Source organism: Micrococcus sp. Mcc89, assembly GCF_024519795.1.
Classification (GTDB): Bacteria; Actinomycetota; Actinomycetes; order Actinomycetales; family Micrococcaceae; genus Micrococcus; species Micrococcus luteus.
The window spans coordinates 65250-83100 of the sequence record NZ_JALJRI010000051.1 but is presented as its reverse complement, the minus strand read 5'-3'; the positions used below and the strand labels follow the sequence as shown (position 1 = coordinate 83100).

At 73.7% G+C, this 17851-nt stretch carries 21 protein-coding genes and 1 other RNA gene; 9 read left to right on the top strand and 13 right to left on the bottom strand.

What is annotated here, in order from left to right:
* Positions 1–106 precede the first annotated feature (106 nt).
* The gene (locus NR072_RS06330) at positions 107–412 is read left to right on the top strand and encodes an antibiotic biosynthesis monooxygenase (protein ID WP_010078879.1); all 306 of its coding nucleotides are present in this window, start codon (positions 107–109) and stop codon (positions 410–412) included.
* Here NR072_RS06330 and NR072_RS06325 read toward each other — a convergent pair.
* Both NR072_RS06325 and NR072_RS06320 read right to left on the bottom strand, forming a co-directional pair.
* Positions 328–2322 carry a cation-translocating P-type ATPase gene (locus NR072_RS06325; RefSeq protein ID WP_243733614.1) on the bottom strand — a complete coding sequence of 665 codons (1995 nt, stop codon included), beginning with the start codon at positions 2320–2322 and terminating at the stop codon, positions 328–330. The genes NR072_RS06330 and NR072_RS06325 overlap by 85 nt on opposite strands.
* A 32-nt stretch (positions 2323–2354) precedes the next feature.
* The gene (locus tag NR072_RS06320) at positions 2355–2582 is read right to left on the bottom strand and encodes a heavy-metal-associated domain-containing protein (RefSeq protein WP_010078881.1); all 228 of its coding nucleotides are present in this window, start codon (positions 2580–2582) and stop codon (positions 2355–2357) included.
* A gap of 168 nt (positions 2583–2750) precedes the next feature.
* On the opposite strand from NR072_RS06320, the gene NR072_RS06315 reads away from it, so the two are divergent.
* Together NR072_RS06315 and def are read left to right on the top strand one after the other, a co-directional pair.
* Positions 2751–3446: a Crp/Fnr family transcriptional regulator gene (locus NR072_RS06315; RefSeq protein ID WP_061867780.1), complete on the top strand. Its 696-nt coding sequence runs from the start codon at positions 2751–2753 to the stop codon at positions 3444–3446.
* Between the two features lie 94 nt (positions 3447–3540).
* Positions 3541–4182: a peptide deformylase gene (gene def, locus NR072_RS06310; RefSeq protein WP_044659107.1), complete on the top strand. Its 642-nt coding sequence runs from the start codon at positions 3541–3543 to the stop codon at positions 4180–4182.
* Positions 4183–4264: 82 nt separating this feature from the next.
* Here def and NR072_RS06305 read toward each other — a convergent pair whose 3' ends face one another.
* Entirely contained in the window at positions 4265–5710 is a 1446-nt protein-coding gene (locus NR072_RS06305) for a glyceraldehyde-3-phosphate dehydrogenase (protein WP_061873100.1), read from the bottom strand.
* Positions 5711–5854: 144 nt separating this feature from the next.
* Here NR072_RS06305 and rnpB point away from each other — a divergent pair.
* Positions 5855–6233, top strand: an RNA gene (gene rnpB / locus NR072_RS06300) — RNase P RNA component class A.
* 21 nt (positions 6234–6254) lie between these two features.
* Here rnpB and NR072_RS06295 read toward each other — a convergent pair.
* On the bottom strand, positions 6255–6569 hold the full coding sequence (locus NR072_RS06295; RefSeq protein ID WP_061867832.1) for a hypothetical protein: 315 nt from the start codon (positions 6567–6569) through the stop codon (positions 6255–6257).
* A gap of 120 nt (positions 6570–6689) precedes the next feature.
* On the opposite strand from NR072_RS06295, the gene NR072_RS06290 reads away from it, so the two are divergent.
* The gene (locus tag NR072_RS06290) at positions 6690–7487 is read left to right on the top strand and encodes a YaaA family protein (RefSeq protein WP_061873166.1); all 798 of its coding nucleotides are present in this window, start codon (positions 6690–6692) and stop codon (positions 7485–7487) included.
* 34 nt (positions 7488–7521) lie between these two features.
* On the opposite strand, the gene NR072_RS06285 is transcribed toward NR072_RS06290, so the two are convergent.
* The 4 genes from NR072_RS06285 to NR072_RS06270 all read right to left on the bottom strand — a co-directional run bounded on the left by NR072_RS06285 (position 7522) and on the right by NR072_RS06270 (position 10254).
* Positions 7522–8511, bottom strand: a complete 990-nt coding sequence (locus NR072_RS06285; protein ID WP_063190227.1) for a reverse transcriptase-like protein — start codon at positions 8509–8511, stop codon at positions 7522–7524.
* Positions 8512–8593: 82 nt separating this feature from the next.
* Entirely contained in the window at positions 8594–9025 is a 432-nt protein-coding gene (locus NR072_RS06280; protein WP_225348430.1) for a hypothetical protein, read from the bottom strand.
* A gap of 33 nt (positions 9026–9058) precedes the next feature.
* Positions 9059–9328, bottom strand: a complete 270-nt coding sequence (locus NR072_RS06275) for a hypothetical protein (protein WP_225348429.1) — start codon at positions 9326–9328, stop codon at positions 9059–9061.
* A complete protein-coding gene (locus tag NR072_RS06270) occupies positions 9325–10254 on the bottom strand; it encodes a Nif3-like dinuclear metal center hexameric protein (RefSeq protein WP_144868787.1) in 930 nt (309 codons plus the stop codon). Before NR072_RS06270 ends, NR072_RS06275 begins: the two co-directional genes overlap by 4 nt.
* Positions 10255–10367: 113 nt before the next feature.
* Between NR072_RS06270 and msrA the strand changes: the two genes are divergently transcribed.
* The 3 genes from msrA (at position 10368) to epsC (ending at position 12605) form a co-directional block, all read left to right on the top strand.
* Positions 10368–10949 (top strand): peptide-methionine (S)-S-oxide reductase MsrA, encoded by a 582-nt coding sequence (gene msrA, locus NR072_RS06265; protein ID WP_012750832.1) that lies wholly within the window; start codon positions 10368–10370, stop codon positions 10947–10949.
* A gap of 89 nt (positions 10950–11038) precedes the next feature.
* Positions 11039–11974, top strand: coding sequence for a cysteine synthase A (gene cysK, locus NR072_RS06260; RefSeq protein ID WP_010078892.1), 936 nt, complete (start codon positions 11039–11041; stop codon positions 11972–11974).
* A 43-nt stretch (positions 11975–12017) separates the two neighbouring features.
* On the top strand, positions 12018–12605 hold the full coding sequence (gene epsC, locus NR072_RS06255; protein ID WP_036340179.1) for a serine O-acetyltransferase EpsC: 588 nt from the start codon (positions 12018–12020) through the stop codon (positions 12603–12605).
* Between the two features lie 19 nt (positions 12606–12624).
* On the opposite strand, the gene gndA is transcribed toward epsC, so the two are convergent.
* The 3 genes from gndA to NR072_RS06240 all read right to left on the bottom strand — a co-directional run bounded on the left by gndA (position 12625) and on the right by NR072_RS06240 (position 15886).
* Positions 12625–14187 carry an NADP-dependent phosphogluconate dehydrogenase gene (gene gndA / locus NR072_RS06250; protein ID WP_144868784.1) on the bottom strand — a complete coding sequence of 521 codons (1563 nt, stop codon included), beginning with the start codon at positions 14185–14187 and terminating at the stop codon, positions 12625–12627.
* Between the two features lie 79 nt (positions 14188–14266).
* Positions 14267–15181, bottom strand: a complete 915-nt coding sequence (gene ppk2, locus NR072_RS06245; protein WP_036340172.1) for a polyphosphate kinase 2 — start codon at positions 15179–15181, stop codon at positions 14267–14269.
* Between the two features lie 204 nt (positions 15182–15385).
* A complete protein-coding gene (locus NR072_RS06240) occupies positions 15386–15886 on the bottom strand; it encodes a hypothetical protein (RefSeq protein ID WP_036312781.1) in 501 nt (166 codons plus the stop codon).
* A 138-nt stretch (positions 15887–16024) separates the two neighbouring features.
* Here NR072_RS06240 and NR072_RS06235 point away from each other — a divergent pair, with 138 nt between their 5' ends.
* Positions 16025–16609 (top strand): hypothetical protein, encoded by a 585-nt coding sequence (locus NR072_RS06235; RefSeq protein WP_036381286.1) that lies wholly within the window; start codon positions 16025–16027, stop codon positions 16607–16609.
* Here NR072_RS06235 and NR072_RS06230 read toward each other — a convergent pair.
* Together NR072_RS06230 and NR072_RS06225 are read right to left on the bottom strand one after the other, a co-directional pair.
* Positions 16596–16940, bottom strand: coding sequence for an AzlD domain-containing protein (locus tag NR072_RS06230; RefSeq protein ID WP_010078898.1), 345 nt, complete (start codon positions 16938–16940; stop codon positions 16596–16598). The genes NR072_RS06235 and NR072_RS06230 overlap by 14 nt on opposite strands.
* Entirely contained in the window at positions 16937–17776 is an 840-nt protein-coding gene (locus NR072_RS06225) for an AzlC family ABC transporter permease (protein ID WP_225348428.1), read from the bottom strand. Before NR072_RS06225 ends, NR072_RS06230 begins: the two co-directional genes overlap by 4 nt.
* Positions 17777–17851 lie beyond the last annotated feature (75 nt).

The following is a 17851-nucleotide window of genomic DNA, read 5'->3' as shown; positions in this document are numbered from 1 at the left end:
CCGGGCATCAACCGTTCGACGGACTCCTCATCCGCTGCCGGGCGTAGAGTCGGCCGGTGAGGGCGTCGACCCGACGCCGCACCCGCACCGGCGAGGAGGCCTGCCCATGTCCGTCGTGAAGATCAACGCCATCAGCGTCCCCGAGGGCGCCGGCCCGGAGCTCGAGAAGCGGTTCGCCGCCCGCAAGCACGCGGTGGACCAGGAGCCGGGCTTCGAGGGCTTCCAGCTGCTCCGGCCCACCGCGGGCGAGGACCGCTACTTCGTGGTCACGACGTGGGCGTCGGAGGAGGACTTCCAGCGCTGGCGGGACGGGCGCATGCCCGCCGCTCACGCCGCCGAGCAGGGCGGCCGCCCGGCGCCGGTCGCCACGGGCGCCGACCTGCTCGAGTTCGAGGTCGTGGACCTGGGCTGACCCGGGCGCCGCAGCAGGCGCATCGCGTTCACGATGACCAGCAGCACAGACGCCTCGTGCACGAGCATGCCGACGGCCATCGTGACGCCGCCGGCGAAGACGCCGGCCAGCAGGGCCGCGACGGTGACGAGGGAGATCGCGATGTTCTGCCGCATCACCCGCACCGTGCGCCGGGCCAGATCGAGCGCCTGCGGCAGCCGCTCGAGCCGGTCGCCCATCAGGGCGATGTCCGCGGTCTCGATGGCCACGCCGGAGCCGGCCGCGCCCATGGCCACGCCGATGTCCGCCGTCGCCAAGGCCGGGGCGTCGTTGATGCCGTCACCGACCATCGCGACGACGCGGCCCTCGGCCTGCAGGGCCTCGATCGCCTCGAGCTTGTCCTGGGGCAGCAGGCCCGCCCGCACGTCGTCGACGCCCACCTGCCGGGCCACGGCCTGCGCGACGCCGGGCTGGTCGCCGGTCAGCATCACGACCTCGCGGACGCCGATCCCGTGCAGCGCCCGGATCATGCCCGCGGCCTCGGGCCGGAGGGTGTCTGCGATGGCGAGGACGCCGAGCGGGATGCCGTCGACGACGACCGCCGCCGGGGTCCGGCCCGCCTCCGCGAGCTCGGCCGCGACGGTCTCGACCCGGTCGGTCGCGGCCGGATCCACGCCGCGCTCGCGCAGCATCGCCACGTTGCCCACGGCGACGACACGGCCGTCCACCTCTCCGGTGAGCCCACGGCCGAGGACGACGTCCACATCGGTGGCCAGCGGGCCGTCCAGCAGGCCGCGGTCCCGGCCCGCCGCGACGACCGGCGCGGCCAACGGGTGGTCCGAGGCCGCCTCGAGCCGTGCGGCCCAGCGCAGCACCTCGTCCTCGGCCCCGGGCTCAAACGCGACGACGTCTGTCAGCTCGGGGGTGCCCGAGGTGAGTGTGCCGGTCTTGTCGACGGCGACGGCGTCGACCTTCGCGGAGCGCTCGAGGAACTCCCCTCCCTTGATGAGCACGCCGTCCTTGGCGCCGCGGCCGATCCCCGCCACGATCGCGACCGGGATGGAGATCACGAGGGCGCCCGGGCAGCCGATGACCAGCAGGGTCAGGGCCAGGGGGACGTCCCGCGTGATCAGACCGGTCGCGAAGGCCAGCACCATGATCGCCGGGGTGTACCAGCGGGAGAAGCGGTCCATGAACCGCTGGGTCCGCGCACGGGCCTCCTGCGCCGCCTCGACGCGGTGGATGATGCGCGCCAGCGTGGTGTCGGCGCCCACGCCCCGGGCCTGCACCTGCAGCAGGCCGGCCGTGGCCACGGTGCCCGCGTACACGGCGTCACCGTCGGTCTTCTCCGCCGGGATGGACTCGCCCGTGATGGATGCCTCGTCCACGGCGCCGACCCCGGTGAGCACCACGCCGTCCACCGGCACCCGAGCGCCGGCCTTGACGAGGACGGTCGCGCCGGGGGCCACCTCGTGGGCAGGCACGGTGCGCTGGGTCCCGTCTGCGTCCACGACGACGGCGGTCTCGGGCGCCGTGGACACGAGGTCCGCGAGCGCCGAGCGAGTCTGAGACAGGGTCGCGTCCTCGAGGGCGTGGCCGAGGGCGAAGAGGAAGGTCACGGCGGCGGCCTCCCAGAAATTGCCGAGCAGGGACGCGCCGATCGCGGCGGTGGCGACGAGCAGGTCGATGCCGACGGTCTTCACCCGCAGGGCGGCGATCGCGTCGCGCGCGATCGGCAGGCCGGCCACGACGGCGGCGGCGAGCATCAGGCCCGCCGCCACGAGGTGTCCGGTCCCGTGGGCCAGCTGCTCGGGCGCCAGCACGAGCGAGACGGCGATCAGCAGGCCGGCCACCACGGGGCGCCGCCAGCGGCGGGACAACGCGAACCGGGCACGAGGGCGGCCCGGACGTGTGACGGCGGGGGTGGACATGGCGGACTCCGTTCGTCGGGGGCGGGGCGGTGTCAGAAGGCCGACGGCCGGGCGGTGTAGCCGACCTTGGCGACGGCCTCGACGAGGTCCTGGGCAGTGGTGGTCTGCGGGTCGTGGTCGACCTCGATGCGCTGGGTCTCGAAGTGGACCTGCGCGCCGGTCACGCCGGGCAGGGCGTCGAGGGCCTTCTCGATCTTCCGGACGCACGAGGGGCAGCTGAAGCCCTCGGCGCGGAGCAGGGTGTGCGTGGTGGCGGTCATGGTCACTCCTGTGGGTCGTCACCGGCGCGGCCGCCGATGAGGCTGAGCGGACGGGCGGGTGCCCGGTCCGATCCCCGGCCTCCGGGGATGTCACTGACGCTACGAAGGGGACGGCGGGCCCGCCTTGACCGCGGTCAAGCCGCCGTGTGGGAGGCTGATGGCGTGCGTATGGACCTGCCCCTCGCCCCCATGGACGAACCAGAGCCGTGCGCGGCCCGGGTCCCGCTGTTCACCGGGCTGGATCTGGAGCAGCTGCGCCGGGTCTCCGCCCTGGCGCGGCCGCTCGTGCTCGAGGCCGGCGATGCCCTGCACCTGGCCGGTGACCGCACGGACCGCCTGTGCGTCGTGCACAGCGGCCGCCTGGCGCTGACGCTCGGCTCAGCGACCGGCCGGGAACGCGTGGTGCGGATGGTCGAGCCCGGGGACTCCGTGGGCGAGCACGAGTTCCTCACGGGCGAGCCGGCCCGGCACGGGGCGCGCGCCGTGGCCGCGACCCGCCTGTGCACCTTCTCCCACGCCGAGGTCGCCCGACTCCTGGCCCAGCATCCGGGCATCGGGGGACGCGTGATGCGGACGCTGGCCGTCCGCCTGGCCGAGGCGGAACAACGGCTGGCCCGGGAGCATCAGCCTGTCACCGCACGGATCGCCGGACATCTGCTCGGCCTGCCGGCCCTCCGGGACGAGGCCGACCTCGTCGTGGTGCTGGCCGCGCCGAAGAAGGACGTCGCCTCGCTGCTGGGCACCACCCCCGAGGCGTTCAGCCGCGGGCTGCGCCGCCTCGCCGACGACGGCCTGATCGCCATGGCGGGCCCGCGGGTGACGCTGCTGGACCCGGATGCGCTGGAGGCCCTCGCCGCGGAATGACGGCCGTCGTCGTGGTGTCCCCGGCGGTAGGCTGGGGACTCCCCCGTCCCCCCACCCACGCAGGCCCGCAGCCCGGGCCGGGAAGCGCAGTGCCATGGCCTCCATCCGTCCCATCACCGTCTACGGCGAGCCCGTGCTGCACCGGCGCGCGGCCGAGGTGGAGGTGATCGACGACGAGATCCGCGAGCTGATCGAGGACATGTACGTCACGCAGGACGCCGCGCACGGCGTGGGCCTGGCCGCCCCGCAGGTCGGGGTCGGGCTGCGGATCTTCACGTGGACGTTCCCGGACTCCGGCGACGCGCCGAACGTGGGCCACGTGATCAACCCGGTGCTGACGCACCTGGACAAGGCGCCGCGGGAGGAGCCTCACCCGGACGAGCACACCGAGGGCTGCCTCTCGGTGCCCGGGCTCGGCTTCCCCCTGCAGCGCCCGACCCGCGTGCGCCTGTCCGGCCAGCGCGTGGACGGCGAGATGTTCGAGTTCGAGGCCGAGGGCTGGTTCGCGCGCATCATGCAGCACGAGTACGACCACCTCAACGGCACCCTCTACGTGAACCGGCTCGAGGGCAAATGGCAGCGGCGCTGGAAGCGCGCGCAGCGGGCCGAGCGTCTGAACGTGCCCGGTGTGACGTGGCTGCCCGGCACGGACGAGGACCCCTTCGGCCACGACGCCGACGACCACGAAGACCACGAGCACGGCCCCGACGGCGACCACGGGGACGACGAGGCCTGAGCCTCGGCTCCACGTCCGACCCGGTCGGCACACGACGACGGCCCGTCCCCTCCGCGGGGACGGGCCATCGGTCATCGGCGGGTCAGGCCTGCGGGAAGGCGGGGACCTGCTGGCCCGCCATCTTCTCCACCACGCGGATCACCTGGTGCGAGTAGCCGTACTCGTTGTCGTACCAGACGTAGAGGATCGCGTTCTTGCCGTCGTTGTTCACGAGGGTCGCCAGGCCGTCCACGACGCCGGCGCGGTCCGAGCCGACGAAGTCGGTGGACACGACCTCCGGGGAGTCCACGTAGCCGACCTGGCCGCGCAGGGGGCCGGTGAGGGACTCCTGCTTCAGGCGGGCGTTCAGCTCCTCCACCGAGGTGGGCTTGGTCAGCTCGAGATTCAGGATGGCCATGGACACGTCCGGGGTGGGGACGCGGATGGCGTTGCCGGAGAGCTTGCCCTTGAGCTCGGGCAGGGCCTTGGCCACGGCCTTGGCGGCACCGGTCTCGGTGAGCACCATGTTCATGCCGGCGGCACGGCCACGACGGGCGCCCTTGTGGAAGTTGTCCACGAGGTTCTGGTCATTGGTGTAGGCGTGCACGGTCTCCACGTGGCCGTGGTCGATGCCGTAGTCGTCCTGGATGACCTTGAGCACCGGGGTGATCCCGTTGGTGGTGCAGGAGGCCGCCGAGATGATGGTGTCCTGGGGCGTGATGTCGTCCGAGTTCACGCCGTACACGATGTTCTTCATCTCGCCCTTGCCCGGGGCGGTCAGCAGGACCTTCGCGGCGCCCTTGGCCTGCAGGTGCTGGGACAGACCCTCGTCGTCGCGCCAGCGTCCGGTGTTGTCGACGACCAGCGCGTCCTTGATGCCGTAGGAGGTGTAGTCCACCGTGGTCGGGTCGTTCGAGTAGATGACCTGGATCTCAGTGCCGTTGGCGGTGATCACGTCGCGGTCCTCGTCCACCACGATCGTCCCGTCGAACGGGCCGTGGATCGAGTCGCGGCGCAGCAGGGAGGCGCGCTTGATCAGGTCGTCCTCCGAGTTCTTGCGCACGACGACGGCACGCAGGCGCAGCTTGGAGCCACCGCCGGCGTGGTCGAGGAGGATGCGGGCCAGCAGGCGGCCGATGCGACCGAAGCCGTAGAGCACGACGTCCTGGGTCTCGCCCAGGCCCTCACCGGCCTTGCCCTTGACCTCGGCGAGCTCGGCGTCCAGGAAGGCCTGGACGTCCTGGCCCGAGGCCTTCTGCTTGGCGGCCAGCTCGGCCAGGTCGATGGTGGCGGCGCCCAGGTCCATCGCAGCCATGGCCTCGACCAGCGGGTAGGTGGACTCGACGCTCAGCGGAGCCTGCTGCACGCGGCGGGCGTAGCGGTGGGCCTTGATGATGTCGATCACGCCGCGGTTCACGAGGGAGCGCCCGTAGATCGAGGTGACCACGTTGTGCTCGCGGTACAGGGTGCCCAGCAGGGGGACCATCTTCTCCGCGAGCTTCTGCTGCGTGTTCCACTCGGGGGTCTGGGTCGAGGCGGTGTCTGCCACGGGAGTCCTTCCTTGAAACCTGGCGGGGCCGTCCTGGGCAGGCCCCATCCCCCGACCTCGTTGTCGGCGGGCGCCTCCATTCTAGGCGAGGACGCGTCCGCAGCGGCCCCGCGGCCTCGGCGGGGCGTAGACTGGTCGGTCGGGACGGATCGGCGGACGGCCGCGTGCCCCTGCGGGGGTGCGAGGAAAGTCCGGGCACCGCAGAGCAGGATGGTGGACAACATCCACCCGGGGCGACCCGCGGGCCAGTGCCACAGAGAGAAGACCGCCTCCGCGCCGTGTGCGCGGCGGTAAGGGTGAAAGGGTGGTGTAAGAGACCACCAGCGGCCCCGGTGACGGGGCCGGCTCGGTAAACCCCATCCGGTGCAAGGCCGAACAGGACGCGTCACGAGGGCTGCTCGCCCCAGCGTCCGGGTTGGCCGCTCGAGCCCGTCAGCGATGGCGGGCCCAGATGGATGGCCGTCACCTCGCGCGGGGCAACGCGCGCGAGGCACAGAACCCGGCTTACAGCCGGTCCGTCCCGCCTCACGGCCCCCGGCTGGGGTCAGAACCCCTCGTCGTCGAGGATCCGCTCGAACTCGAGCTCCACCACGTGCTCGCGCTCCCGCTTGTCCAGCAGCCGGTACCCGTACGACTCGCCGATCGAGACGACCTTCGCCAGGCTCGGGTGTCGCCGGTCCCGGGGCCATTCGAGCGTCACGCGGTCCTGCCCCGTGAAGGTGCGCTCCCGCAGGCGGTGCTCCAGAGCGGAGGCGTGCGTGCGCTCCCGCCCGCTGGAGCGGACCCCGAGCCACACGGCGGCCGCGATCACGAGCAGGACGAACGGGTACACCACGCCGAACACGTTCATGGCGGTCATCGGGCGACTCCTGGGATGCGGGGCGGCTGTGCGGACCCCACCACTGTGCCAGGTCCGGACGACGACGTCGGCCCGGCCCGTCCGCGCGTCGGTCCGGGGGCGCCTGGCTAGGCTGGCCCGGTGCTGATCCTGCTGCCGCCCTCCGAGGGCAAGACCGCACCCCGCTCCGGGGCCCCGCTCGACCTCGACTCCCTCGCCCTGGCCGACGACGCCGCGGTGACGGGCGCCCGCGCGGACCTGCTCACGCGGCTCGCCGCGGTCTCGGCCGCCCCGGATGCCCTGACGACCCTCGGCGTCGGAGCGTCGCTCGCCGGCGAGGTCGAGGCGAACACGCGCCTGGCCGTCGCCCCCGCCGCGCCCGGTCACCGGGTGTTCACGGGCGTGCTCTTCGACGCGCTCGACCACGCCTCGCTGTCGGCGGCGGCGAAGCGCCGCGCCCGCTTGTCCGTGCTGGTCTTCTCCGCGCTGTTCGGCGCCACCGCGCTGGCGGACCGGATCCCCGCCTTCCGGCTGCCCGTCAGCGCGAAGCTGCCCGGGCTGCCCGGGCTGGCCGCGCACTGGCGCCCCGTCCTGACCCCCGCCCTCGACGCGCTCGCCGCACGGGACGGCGGGCCCGTCGTCGACTGCCGCTCCGGAGGCTACGCGGCCCAGTGGCGGGCACCGGCGGAGCGGACCCTCGCGGTCGACGTGTTCCAGCTGCGCGACGGCGAGCGGACCGTCGTCTCGCACTTCGCCAAGCACACCCGCGGCCTCGTGGCCCGCGCGCTCCTGGAGGCGGGGGCGCGGGAGACCTCGACGCTGGACCGCGTGGCGGACGTGGTCGCGCGGGCCGGGGACGGCCCCGGCTGGGAGGTCGAGCTGGCCCGGCCGTCCGGCGGCAAGCCCGGCGCGCTGCGGGTGATCCTGCCCGAGGGATGATCCCGGACGAGGCGCGGTCCGCCCGGACGCGGCCTCAGTCCTCGACGGCCACCAGCTCCACCTCGAAGCCGTCCGCGGTCTCGAGGTAGGCGGCGTAGTGGTCCGCTCCCCCGGCGTGCGGGTGGCGGTCCTCGAAGAGCAGGCGGAACCCCCGGCCGCGCGCGGCGGCGGTGAGCTCGTCCACGCGGGAGCGTGATCCGGCCCGGAAGGCCAGGTGGTTCAGTCCCGGGCGGGTGCGCTCGTGGGCGCCCGCGGCGACGTCGGGCCCGGCCTCGAGCACGAGGTACTCCCCCGCCCCCTGGTACGTCCGGCCCTCAGCCCACCCCTCGCCCGGCACGTAGCCGAGCTCGCCGAACAGCCAGCCGAGGCTCGCCTCGGCCGCCGCGAGGTCGGCGACCCAGATCTCCACGTGGTGCAGCCGGCCCGTGGGCGCGGGCGCCGGGGTCGCATCCTCCGGCGAGGCGACGGCGTCGGGCCCGTCCGCCTCCACGGCCCGGACGTCCGCGTCGGCCTCGAGGCCGGACTCGGCCACCGCCGACGCGGAGGTCGTGGACGCCTTCGCGGGAGCCGCAACGGGCACCTCTGAGGCGCCGGCGTCCCACTGCCCGCCCCGCGCGCCGGCGTCCATGGCCTCGTTGGAGAGGCGGTCGGCGTCCTTGTTCCGGTTGCGCGGGATCCACTCGTAGCTGACGCGCTCGGGGGGCAGCACGGACCGGGCCTCGGCCGCGAGGCGCCGCATGTCGTCGTGCTTGATCTTCCACCGCCCGGACATCTGCTCCACCACGAGCTTGGAGTCCATCAGCACGTGCACCCGGGCCTCCGGGTCGAGGTCCCGGGCCATCCGCAGCCCGGCCACGAGCCCGGAGTACTCGGCCACGTTGTTGGACGCCTTCCCCAGCGGGGCGGCGTCGGTCCGGAGGATCTCGCCTGTGGCCGGGTCGCGCACCAGGGCGCCGTAGCCGGCGACGCCGGGGTTGCCCCGCGACCCGCCGTCGGCCTCCACCTGCAGGACTCGTCCGCTCACCGTGCGCCTCCTCGTGTCCGTGGTCGCGCCGTCCGACGCGGCCCCCCCACTCTACTGATCGCGCCGGGGGCGGGGCCCGGGGTCAGTCCCGGATGAGGATGGCGCCGGACTCGGGGCAGCGGGCGACGGCGGCCGGCGGGAGGGCCCGGATGCGCGCGACCTCCGCGGGCGACAGCTCCGTGCCCGCGGCCGCGGACCGGTTCCCGACGAGCCGGGCCGCGCCGATGCCGCCGTTGCGCTCCCGCGCCTGCTCGTACAGGGCCAGCAACGACGCGGGGAACTCCGCGGCCAACGCCGCCCGGCGCTGGGTGAGGTCCCGGCCACGCTGGGTCACGGCCTGCCCCTCGCGGCGCACCTCCGCCGCGCGGGCCTCGACCTCGGCCCGCGCCCGCTCCAGGGCGGCGTGGCCCTTCGCGAGCCGGGACTCGGCGGCGTCGGCGGCCTCCATGGCCTCGAGGGCCGCGGCCTCGTGGTCGTCGAGCAGTGCGGTGAGCGTGTCGTCCTCGTGCTGCATGGCCTGCAGCTCCTTGGGCCCGCCCTGGGCCGTTTAAAGCCGCTCCCGGGTCCGGTCCCGACGGGCGCGGGTGGCGGCGGCCTTCTCGGTGGCCTCGGCTCCCGCCCGGTCGGCGGTGCGGGCGGCGTCCTGCAGACCGGGCAGCGCCTCCTCGAACTCCTGCGCGCGGGCGCGCAGCCGGGCGTGCTCCGGGTCCGCCTTGAGCCGACGGACGGCGGCGCGGGCCTGGTCCAGGGCCGTGTCGAGCTCCTGGAGCTCCAGCAGCCGGGCCTGGACGGCCGGCGGTGCGGTGACCTCACTCATGCGTGACTCCCCTCGTCGGCCCGCTCTCCCCCGACCAGGAAGTCCCAGGGGTCGCTGCGGTGATCTGAGAACAGGGTGGTGACGCCCAGTCCCCGCTCCGCCAGGGCGGCCTCCAGGGCGCGGGCGCCGTGCTCGAGCCATAGGGACTCGCTCGCCCAGTGCGAGACGTCCACGAGCGCGGGACGTCCATCCCCCGGCGCGGCCGTCTCCCGGGCCTCCGAGGCCGGGTGGTGGCGCAGATCGGCGGTCACGTAGACGTCCGCGCCGGACGCGCGGACCGCGTCGAAGAGGCTGTCTCCGGCGCCGCCGCACACGGCGACGCGGCGGATGCGCTGGGCGGGGTCGCCCGCCACGCGCACGCCGCCGGCCGTGGCGGGCAGCGCCGCATGCACGGCCCGGGCGAAGGCGGCCAGGTCGGTCTCCTCGGGCAGGTCGCCCACCCGGCCGATGCCTTCGGCCCCGGTGCCGGCGGCGGAGGTCGTCAGGGGCGAGAGCGCTCCGGTGACGCCGACGGCACGGGCCAACACGTCCGAGACGCCGCCCACGACGGCGTCGGCGTTGGTGTGCGCGGCGAGCAGGGCGATGCGGTGCTCGATCAGGGTGTGCAGCAGGCGTCCCTTGGCGGCGGCGGCATGCCCGACGGCGGCGACGGACGAGGTCCCGCGCAGCAGGAGCGGGTGGTGGGTGACCACGAGGTCGGCCCCACGGGCGACGGCCTCGTCGGCCACGGCCTGCACGGGGTCCAGCGCCCACAGGACGGTCCGCACCGGCGCCTCCGGGCGCCCGGCCACCGGCCCGACGGCGTCCCACGGCTCCGCCAGCTCCCGCGGCCACAGCCCCTGGACGACCTCGAGGACGTGCCCGAGCGTCGGTGGGGCCAGGGCGTGCTCCGGCGAGGCGGGGACGGCGGGACGGGACACGGTCATACCGGCCATGATGGCCCACCTGGCCCGGGCACGCACGACCCGGCGGCCCTGGGTGACGGCACGGGGCGGCCTCGTCGGGAATGAAAAGCGCGGGCAGCGTTGCTGTGCCTGCCATGACCGACTCCCCCCGTACCGAGCCCCTCGGCGCCTCCGGCGCGCCCGCCGACGTCCGCGAGCTGACGCTCGCCGGCGGCTGCTTCTGGTGCCTCGACGCCGTCTACCGTCGCGTGCGGGGCGTGCTCGCCGTCGAGTCCGGCTACACCGGAGGCGACGACCCCGCCCCGAGCTACGAGTCCGTGTGCACCGGGACCACCGGCCACGCCGAAGCGGTCCGTGTGCGCTTCGACGCCGCCGTCGTGCCGCCCGAGGTGATCATGGACCTGTTCTTCACCGGCCACGACCCCACGTCGTTGAACCGCCAGGGGGCCGACGTCGGCACCCAGTACCGCTCGGCCGTCTTCGCCCACGACGAGGCCGAGGCCCGGTTCTTCGCGGACGAGATCGCCCGGGCGCAGGCGAACTATGACAGCCCCATCGTCACACGCGTCGAGCCGGCGTCCGCGTGGCACCCGGCCGAGGACATCCACCAGGACTTCTATGCGCGGCGCCGTTCCAATGGATACTGCCGTGTGGTCATCGATCCGAAGCTCGCGAAGGTGCGCCGGAACTACTCCGCGTGGCTCGTGGACGCCTGAGCGGCGCCGCGGCTCGATAGCCTGACGCAGGAACACCCACTAGATCGCCCGCGCCCCGAGGCGCACCACCACCCCCCGGAGGTACCACCATGGCCCGCATCCTTGACGACATCACCCAGGCGGTCGGCGGCACGCCCCTGGTCCGGCTGAACCGCCTCGCGAAGGACCTGCCCGGCGACGTCGCCGTGAAGGTCGAGTTCTACAACCCGGCCAACTCGGTGAAGGACCGCATCGGCACCGCCATCGTCGACGCCGCGGAGGCGGCCGGCGAGCTGACCCCCGGCGGCACCATCGTGGAGGGCACCTCGGGCAACACCGGCATCGCCCTGGCCATGGTCGGCGCGGCGCGCGGCTACCGCGTGATCCTGACCATGCCCGAGACCATGTCCACCGAACGCCGCGTGATGCTCAAGGCGTTCGGCGCCGAGATCGTGCTGACCCCCGGTGCAGACGGCATGCGCGGGGCCCTCGAGCGCGCCCAGGAGATCGTCCGCAGCACCCCGAACTCCATCTGGGCCCAGCAGTTCGCGAACCAGGCCAACATCCAGGCCCACTACACGGGCACCGGCCCGGAGATCTGGGACGCGTCCGAGGGTGCCGTGGACGTGTTCATCGCCGGCGTCGGCACCGGCGGCACCATCACGGGCGCGGGCCGGTACCTGCGCGAGCAGAAGCCGGACGTGAAGCTCATCGCCGTCGAGCCGGCCGACTCCCCCATCCTCTCCGGCGGCCAGGCCGGCCCGCACAAGATCCAGGGCATCGGCGCGAACTTCGTGCCGGAGATCCTGGACACCGACCTCTACGACGAGGTCTACCCGGCCACCTTCGAGGAGTCCATCGAGACCGCCCGTCGGCTCGGGACCGAGGAGGGCATCCTGGGCGGCATCTCCACCGGCGCGATCATCTCGGCCGCCCTCAAGGAGGCCGCCAAGCCCGAGTCCGAGGGCAAGCTGATCGTCGCCATCGTGTGTGACTTCGGCGAGCGCTACATCTCCACCGCCCTCTTCGAGGACATCCGCGGCTGACCGCCGCCCGCTCACCGACCGCACCGACCCGAAGGGGCCGCCCGTGGGACTGTTCTCCCGCATCAAGGAAGACATCGCGACCGTCCGCAGCCATGACCCAGCGGCGCGCGGTGACCTCGAGGTGGCCCTCGTCTACTCGGGTCTGCACGCCGTGTGGGCGCACCGCGTCGCGCACCGGATGTGGCGGCATGACCGGCTGAAGATGCCCGCCCGCGTGCTCTCGCAGGTCACGCGGGCGGCCACGGGCATCGAGATCCACCCCGGCGCGTCGATCGGTCGTCGGTTCTTCATCGACCACGGCATGGGTGTCGTGATCGGCGAGACCGCGGAGATCGGCGACGACGTGATGCTGTACCACGGGGTCACCCTCGGCGGCCGCTCCCTGGCCAAGGTGAAGCGGCACCCCACGCTGCGCGACGGCGTCGTGGTGGGGGCCGGCGCCAAGATCCTCGGACCCGTCGAGATCGGGGAGGGAACGGCGGTGGGCGCCAACGCCGTCGTCGTGAAGGACACCCCCGCCGACGCGATCGCCACCGGCGTGCCGGCCACCGTCCGACCGCGCAAGGGCCCGTCCGAGGGCAAGCCGCTCGTGGACCCCGCGGAGTACGTGGACCCGGCCCTCTGGATCTGAGGGCCGGGTCCACGCCGGGTCAGTCCTGCGTGGGGTCGCCCTCGGTCGGCTGCGGCATGACCACGAGCACGCCCTCGCCGTCGACCTCGGTGCGGTCGCCGGACCACAGCGTGTGGAACGAGCCCTCGCGGTCCACGCGCAGGTAGGTGTGGGCGCCGAAGTAGTCGCGCTGGCCCTGCACGAGGGCGGCCGGCAAGCGGTCGGCCCGCAGGCCGTCGTAGTACGCCAGGGCCGAGGAGAACACCGGGACCGGCACGCCCGCGGCGACGGCGGTGCCGACGACGCGGCGCCAGGCCGGCAGGGCCTCGGCGATCGCCTGGGCGAACTCGGGGGCGAAGAGCAGGTTGAGCGGCTGGCCGGGGGCGCGGGTGCCCGGCGCCGGATGGCGGGAGGTGTCGCGGCCGCCGAAGGCCTGCATGATCACGTCGAGCAGGTCGGCGCGGATGATGCAGCCGTCCCGCCACAGCGAGGCGATGGTGCCCAGGTCCAGCGACCAGCCGTACTCCTCGGCGGCGGCCGCGAGCATGTCCATGCCCTGCGCGTAGGCCACGAGCTTGGAGGCGAACAGCGCCTGGCGCACGTCCTCCACGAACGCGTCCGTGTCCTGCGGGGCGCGCTGCGCCTCCTCGTCGACGCCGGCCGCGAGGGTCTCACGGGCGACCTCGCGCACCGCGCGCTGAGAGGACAGCGAGCGGGCGAAGACGGACTCGGCGATCGCGGCCACCGGGGAGCCGACGTCGAGACCCGAGATCGCGGTCCAGCGGCCGGTGCCCTTCTGCCCGGCCTCGTCCACGATCACGTCCACGAGCGGGCGGCCCGTGGCCGCGTCCACCTGCGCGAGCACCTCGGCCGTGATCTCGATGAGGTAGGAGGCCAGGTCGGTCTGGTTCCACGCCGTGAACACCTCGGCCTGCTCGGCGGGCTCGAGGCCGCCCACACGGCGCAGCAGGTCGTAGGCCTCGCCGATGACCTGCATGTCCGCGTACTCGATGCCGTTGTGGACCATCTTCACGTAGTGGCCGGCGCCGTCCGTGCCGACCCAGGCGCAGCACGGCTCCCCCTCAAACTGCGCGGCGATCTTCTCGAGCATCGGGCCGAGGGCCTCGTAGGACTTCTCCGGACCGCCGGGCATGATCGCCGGACCGTGCAGGGCACCCTCCTCGCCGCCGGAGACACCGACGCCCACGAAGTGCAGGCCCTTCTCGGCGAGGGCCGCCTCGCGGCGGCGGGTGTCCTCGAAATGGGAGTTGCCGGCGTCGATGACGATGTCGCCCTCGTCCAGCAGGGGGACGAGTTGGTCGATGACGGCGTCCACGGGGGCGCCCGCCTTGACCATGATGAGCACCCGGCGCGGCACGGCGAGGGACTGCACGAGCTCGGCGAGCGTCTCCGTCGCCACGAACGCGCCCTCGTCACCGTGCTCGGCCACGAGCTGGTCCGTGCGGGCCCGGCTGCGGTTGTGCAGGGCCACCGTGTAGCCGTGGCGGGCGAAGTTGCGCGCGAGGTTCGCGCCCATCACCGCCAGGCCCGTGACGCCGATGTCGGCGGCGCCGACGGGGACGGTGGTGGTCTGCTCGGTCATCGCGGGGGCCTCCTGTGGCTCGGACGGTGGGACGGGCCGTGCCGGACACGGACCCGCCCCCAGCCTACGTCGACCGCGGTCAGTCCCCCACGGCGTCGCGGCCGCGGCGCACGATCAGCGGGTCCGGGGTGCCGACGACCTCGTGGTCCTTGCCCTCGTACTCGAACTGGGACAGGAAGTAGCGCATCGCGTTGAGGCGGGCCCGCTTCTTGTCGTTGGAGCGGATGGAGATCCACGGGGCGTGGTCCGTGTCCGTGTGGAGGAACATGGCCTCCTTGGCCTCCGTGTACGCCTCCCAGCGGTCCAGGGACTCGAGGTCCATGGGCGAGAGCTTCCACTGGCGGACCGGGTCGATCTGGCGGATCGCGAAGCGCGTGCGCTGCTCGGTCTGTGTCACGGAGAACCAGAACTTGGTGAGGTGGATGCCGTCGTCCACGAGCATCTTCTCGAACAGCGGCACCTGGTTCATGAAGCGGCGGTACTGCTCGTCCGTGGCGAAGCCCATCACGCGCTCGACGCCGGCGCGGTTGTACCACGAGCGGTCGAACAGCACGATCTCGCCCGCCGTGGGGAAGTGCTGGATGTAGCGCTGGAAGTACCACTGGCCGAGCTCGCGGTCCGAGGGCTTGTTGAGGGCCACGACGCGGGCGGTGCGGGGGTTCATGTGCTCGGTGAAGCGCTTGATGGTGCCGCCCTTGCCGGCGGCGTCGCGGCCCTCGAAGACGATGATGTGGCGCTGGCCGGTGTCCTCGCCCCAGTACTGCAGCTTGAGCAGTTCGATCTGCAGGCGGTACTTCTCCAGCTCGTACTCCTCGCGCGTCATGCGCGTCTCGTACGGGTAGTCCTCTTTCCACGTCTCCACGGCACGGCCCTGCGGATCGATCAGGTCGGGATCGTTGGTGTGGCCGTCCGAGACGGTGTAGCCGCCGTCGCGCAGCTTGTCGATGAACTCGCGCAGGTTCTCGCGGGGGGCGTCGGGCTGCAGCAGCTCCATGGACCGTCTCCTTCACTGGGTGCGTCACCGTGCCCGCCCGTCCCCTCCTCGGTACGACGGAGGCGGGCCGCGGCCTGTGCTCTTCACACCATTATGGGTGGGCGGCGGACGAGGAAGCCGGGCCCGGCAGCGCAGCCGGGTGAACAGCAGGTGAACCCTGGGAGGCGAACGGTCACGACCCCGGGCCGACGAACGCCGGCCGGCTCAGCCGCGCGGGCCGACGCCCAGGAGCTCGTCGATCGCCGCGACGGCGGCACGCGCCGCGTCGACGTCGGCGAACTGGGCGACGGCGTCGTCGTACCGGCGGTGCCCGGGAAGCTTGAGGCCGACGGAGGCGCCGTCCGTGGCGGGGAGGATCCAGATCCGGCCGCGCGGCTCGACGTCGCGCTGCTCGGCCACGTCGGCCTCCTCGAACTCGCGGTCGTAGCCGGCCCACTCGATACCGGGCCGCGGGGTGTCGGCACCGTCGAGGACGTCACGGCCGCCCATGCGCAGACAGGTGACGGACTGCAGGAGCGCGTCCAGGGTGCGGGCGGCGGCCTTGCCGGCCAGCTCGTCCTGGAAGAGGGCGAGGATGGACCATTGCCCGTCCTGGAGGAAGAGCATGGTCTGCTGCGCCTCGCCCCCGGTGATGACGGCGAGGTGACGGGCGGCGCCGTCGGGACGTGCGGGCAGCTTCCAGAAGCCGAGGGGGGTCGCGGACATGCGCTCCACCCTAGTGCGCCCCGGACGCCGACGACGCGCCGCCGCCCGGCCCCTGCCCCGCATCCCGGGTTGAGTTGTCGCGGGTGCGCGGGCCCGTCACCCGCGACAACTCAACCCGGGATGCGGGAGGGTGGGCCGATGGGCCTGCTCCGCGACCTCCTCACCCGCCGCTCCGCCCGCGACCGCTCCTCCGACCCGACGGCGACGCTCGGCCGACACCTCGACAACGCCGCGGCGATCGTGGCCGCCGCACGCCGGGCGGACGTTCCGCTCGCGGTGGCGGCGGCCCTGGCCGAGCTCGAGTCCGGCGGCCGGAACGTCTTCGGGCACGACGCCGGCGGCGTGCACAGCGCCCCGCGCGGGACGGACGTCCCCGTAACCCGGGAGCGCTACGAGGAGCTCGTGGCCCGGGTGGCGCAGGGTGAGAAGTCCAACGGCGTGGGGCCCGCGCAGATCACGTGGCCGCCGTACTTCGCGCAGGCGGCGGAGCACGGCCTCCACCTGTGGGAGCCGGAGGACAACCTGGCCTTGGGGCTGGAGATCCTGCGCGGTCACCTGCGCGGCGACCTCTCCGCGGAGGGGATCGCCCGGGCGGGGACGCTCTACAACGCCGGGACGCTGTCAGACGGGGTCACCGCCTACGGCCGGCGCCTCGCCGCGGCGACCCGCGCATGGGCCGAACGCCTGGGCGAGCCCGCCCCGCCGCCGGTCAGGCCAGGTTGACCAACAGCACGTACGCCAGCGTGCCGGCGGCGATCGAGACCAGGGTCCGCCGCCCGGCCAGCAGATGCACGACGACTGTCACCGCCGCCGCGATCAGCGCGTGGGCCACCCGCGTCCCGTCCACGGGCTCTCCAGGGGCCAGCGCCGCGGCGTCGAGCAGCATCACGAGGGCCAGGATGGTCAGCACGCCGGCAGGCATCCACACCGCCAGCCGCGCGGCGAGCACGGACTCCCGCAGCGGCTGCAGCAGTGCGAACGGCAACGCGCGCAGGCAGAAGGTCACGAGGCCCGCGACGACGGCCGCGGCCACCAGGTACGCGGCGCCGGTCATCGGGGGTCCTCCTCGACGCCGGGCTCGGCATCCGTGACGGCCCGCTCCCCCGCCGCGGCGACGACGGGCACCGGCCCGGTGACGGGCACGGGCTCAGGCAGCGGCAGGGCGGTCCCGCGCGCGGCGAGCACGTGGAACGCGATCAGCACCGCGGCGTAGAGGGCGAAGGCGACGACGAGCACCTGTGCCGGTGCCATCAGCAGGGCCACCCCGACGGCGACCGCGGCCGCCAGCACGAGGGGCAGCTGGGCGCGTGTGCGGGCGGCGTCCATGGCGAGCACGATGAAGAGGGCGACGAGCGCGAACTCCAGGCCCTCCACCGGCCCGGGCAGCAGCCAGGCCACGGCCACCCCGGCGAGGCCCCCGAGCACCCAGTACGCCTGCAAAGCGACCTGCATGGCCACCAGTCGGGGGCCGGTCCAGCCGCGGGGCCGGGCGGCGGCGATGGCGTAGGCCTCGTCGATCAGGGCACCCATCGAGTAGATCCGCGCGAGGCGCCCCCGGACCACGCGCAGCGGGAAGCTGAACGCATAGAACACGTGGCGGAAGTTCACGAGGAACACCGTCACGGCGATCGTGAGCAGCGGCGTGCCCGCCACCACCAGCGGGACGAGCAGCAGCTCGACGGACCCGGCGAACACGACCACGGAGAACAGGGGTGCGACCCACGCGGGCAGCCCGGCCTGGACCACGAGCATCCCGAAGGCCACGCCCAGGGGGAACAGGCCGAGGCCGGCGCCCAGCGTCACGGCGACGCCGGAGCGCACCTCGGCCCACCGCGAGGGCGGAGCGGAGGCGCGCGAGGACGCTGACGAGGAGCCCATGATGGTGAGCATGCTCTCATAGGCGCCTGACGGGCGGTCGGCATGACGGAGCCGCGGCGTCACGCCGTGTCATGGCCCCGCGATCGG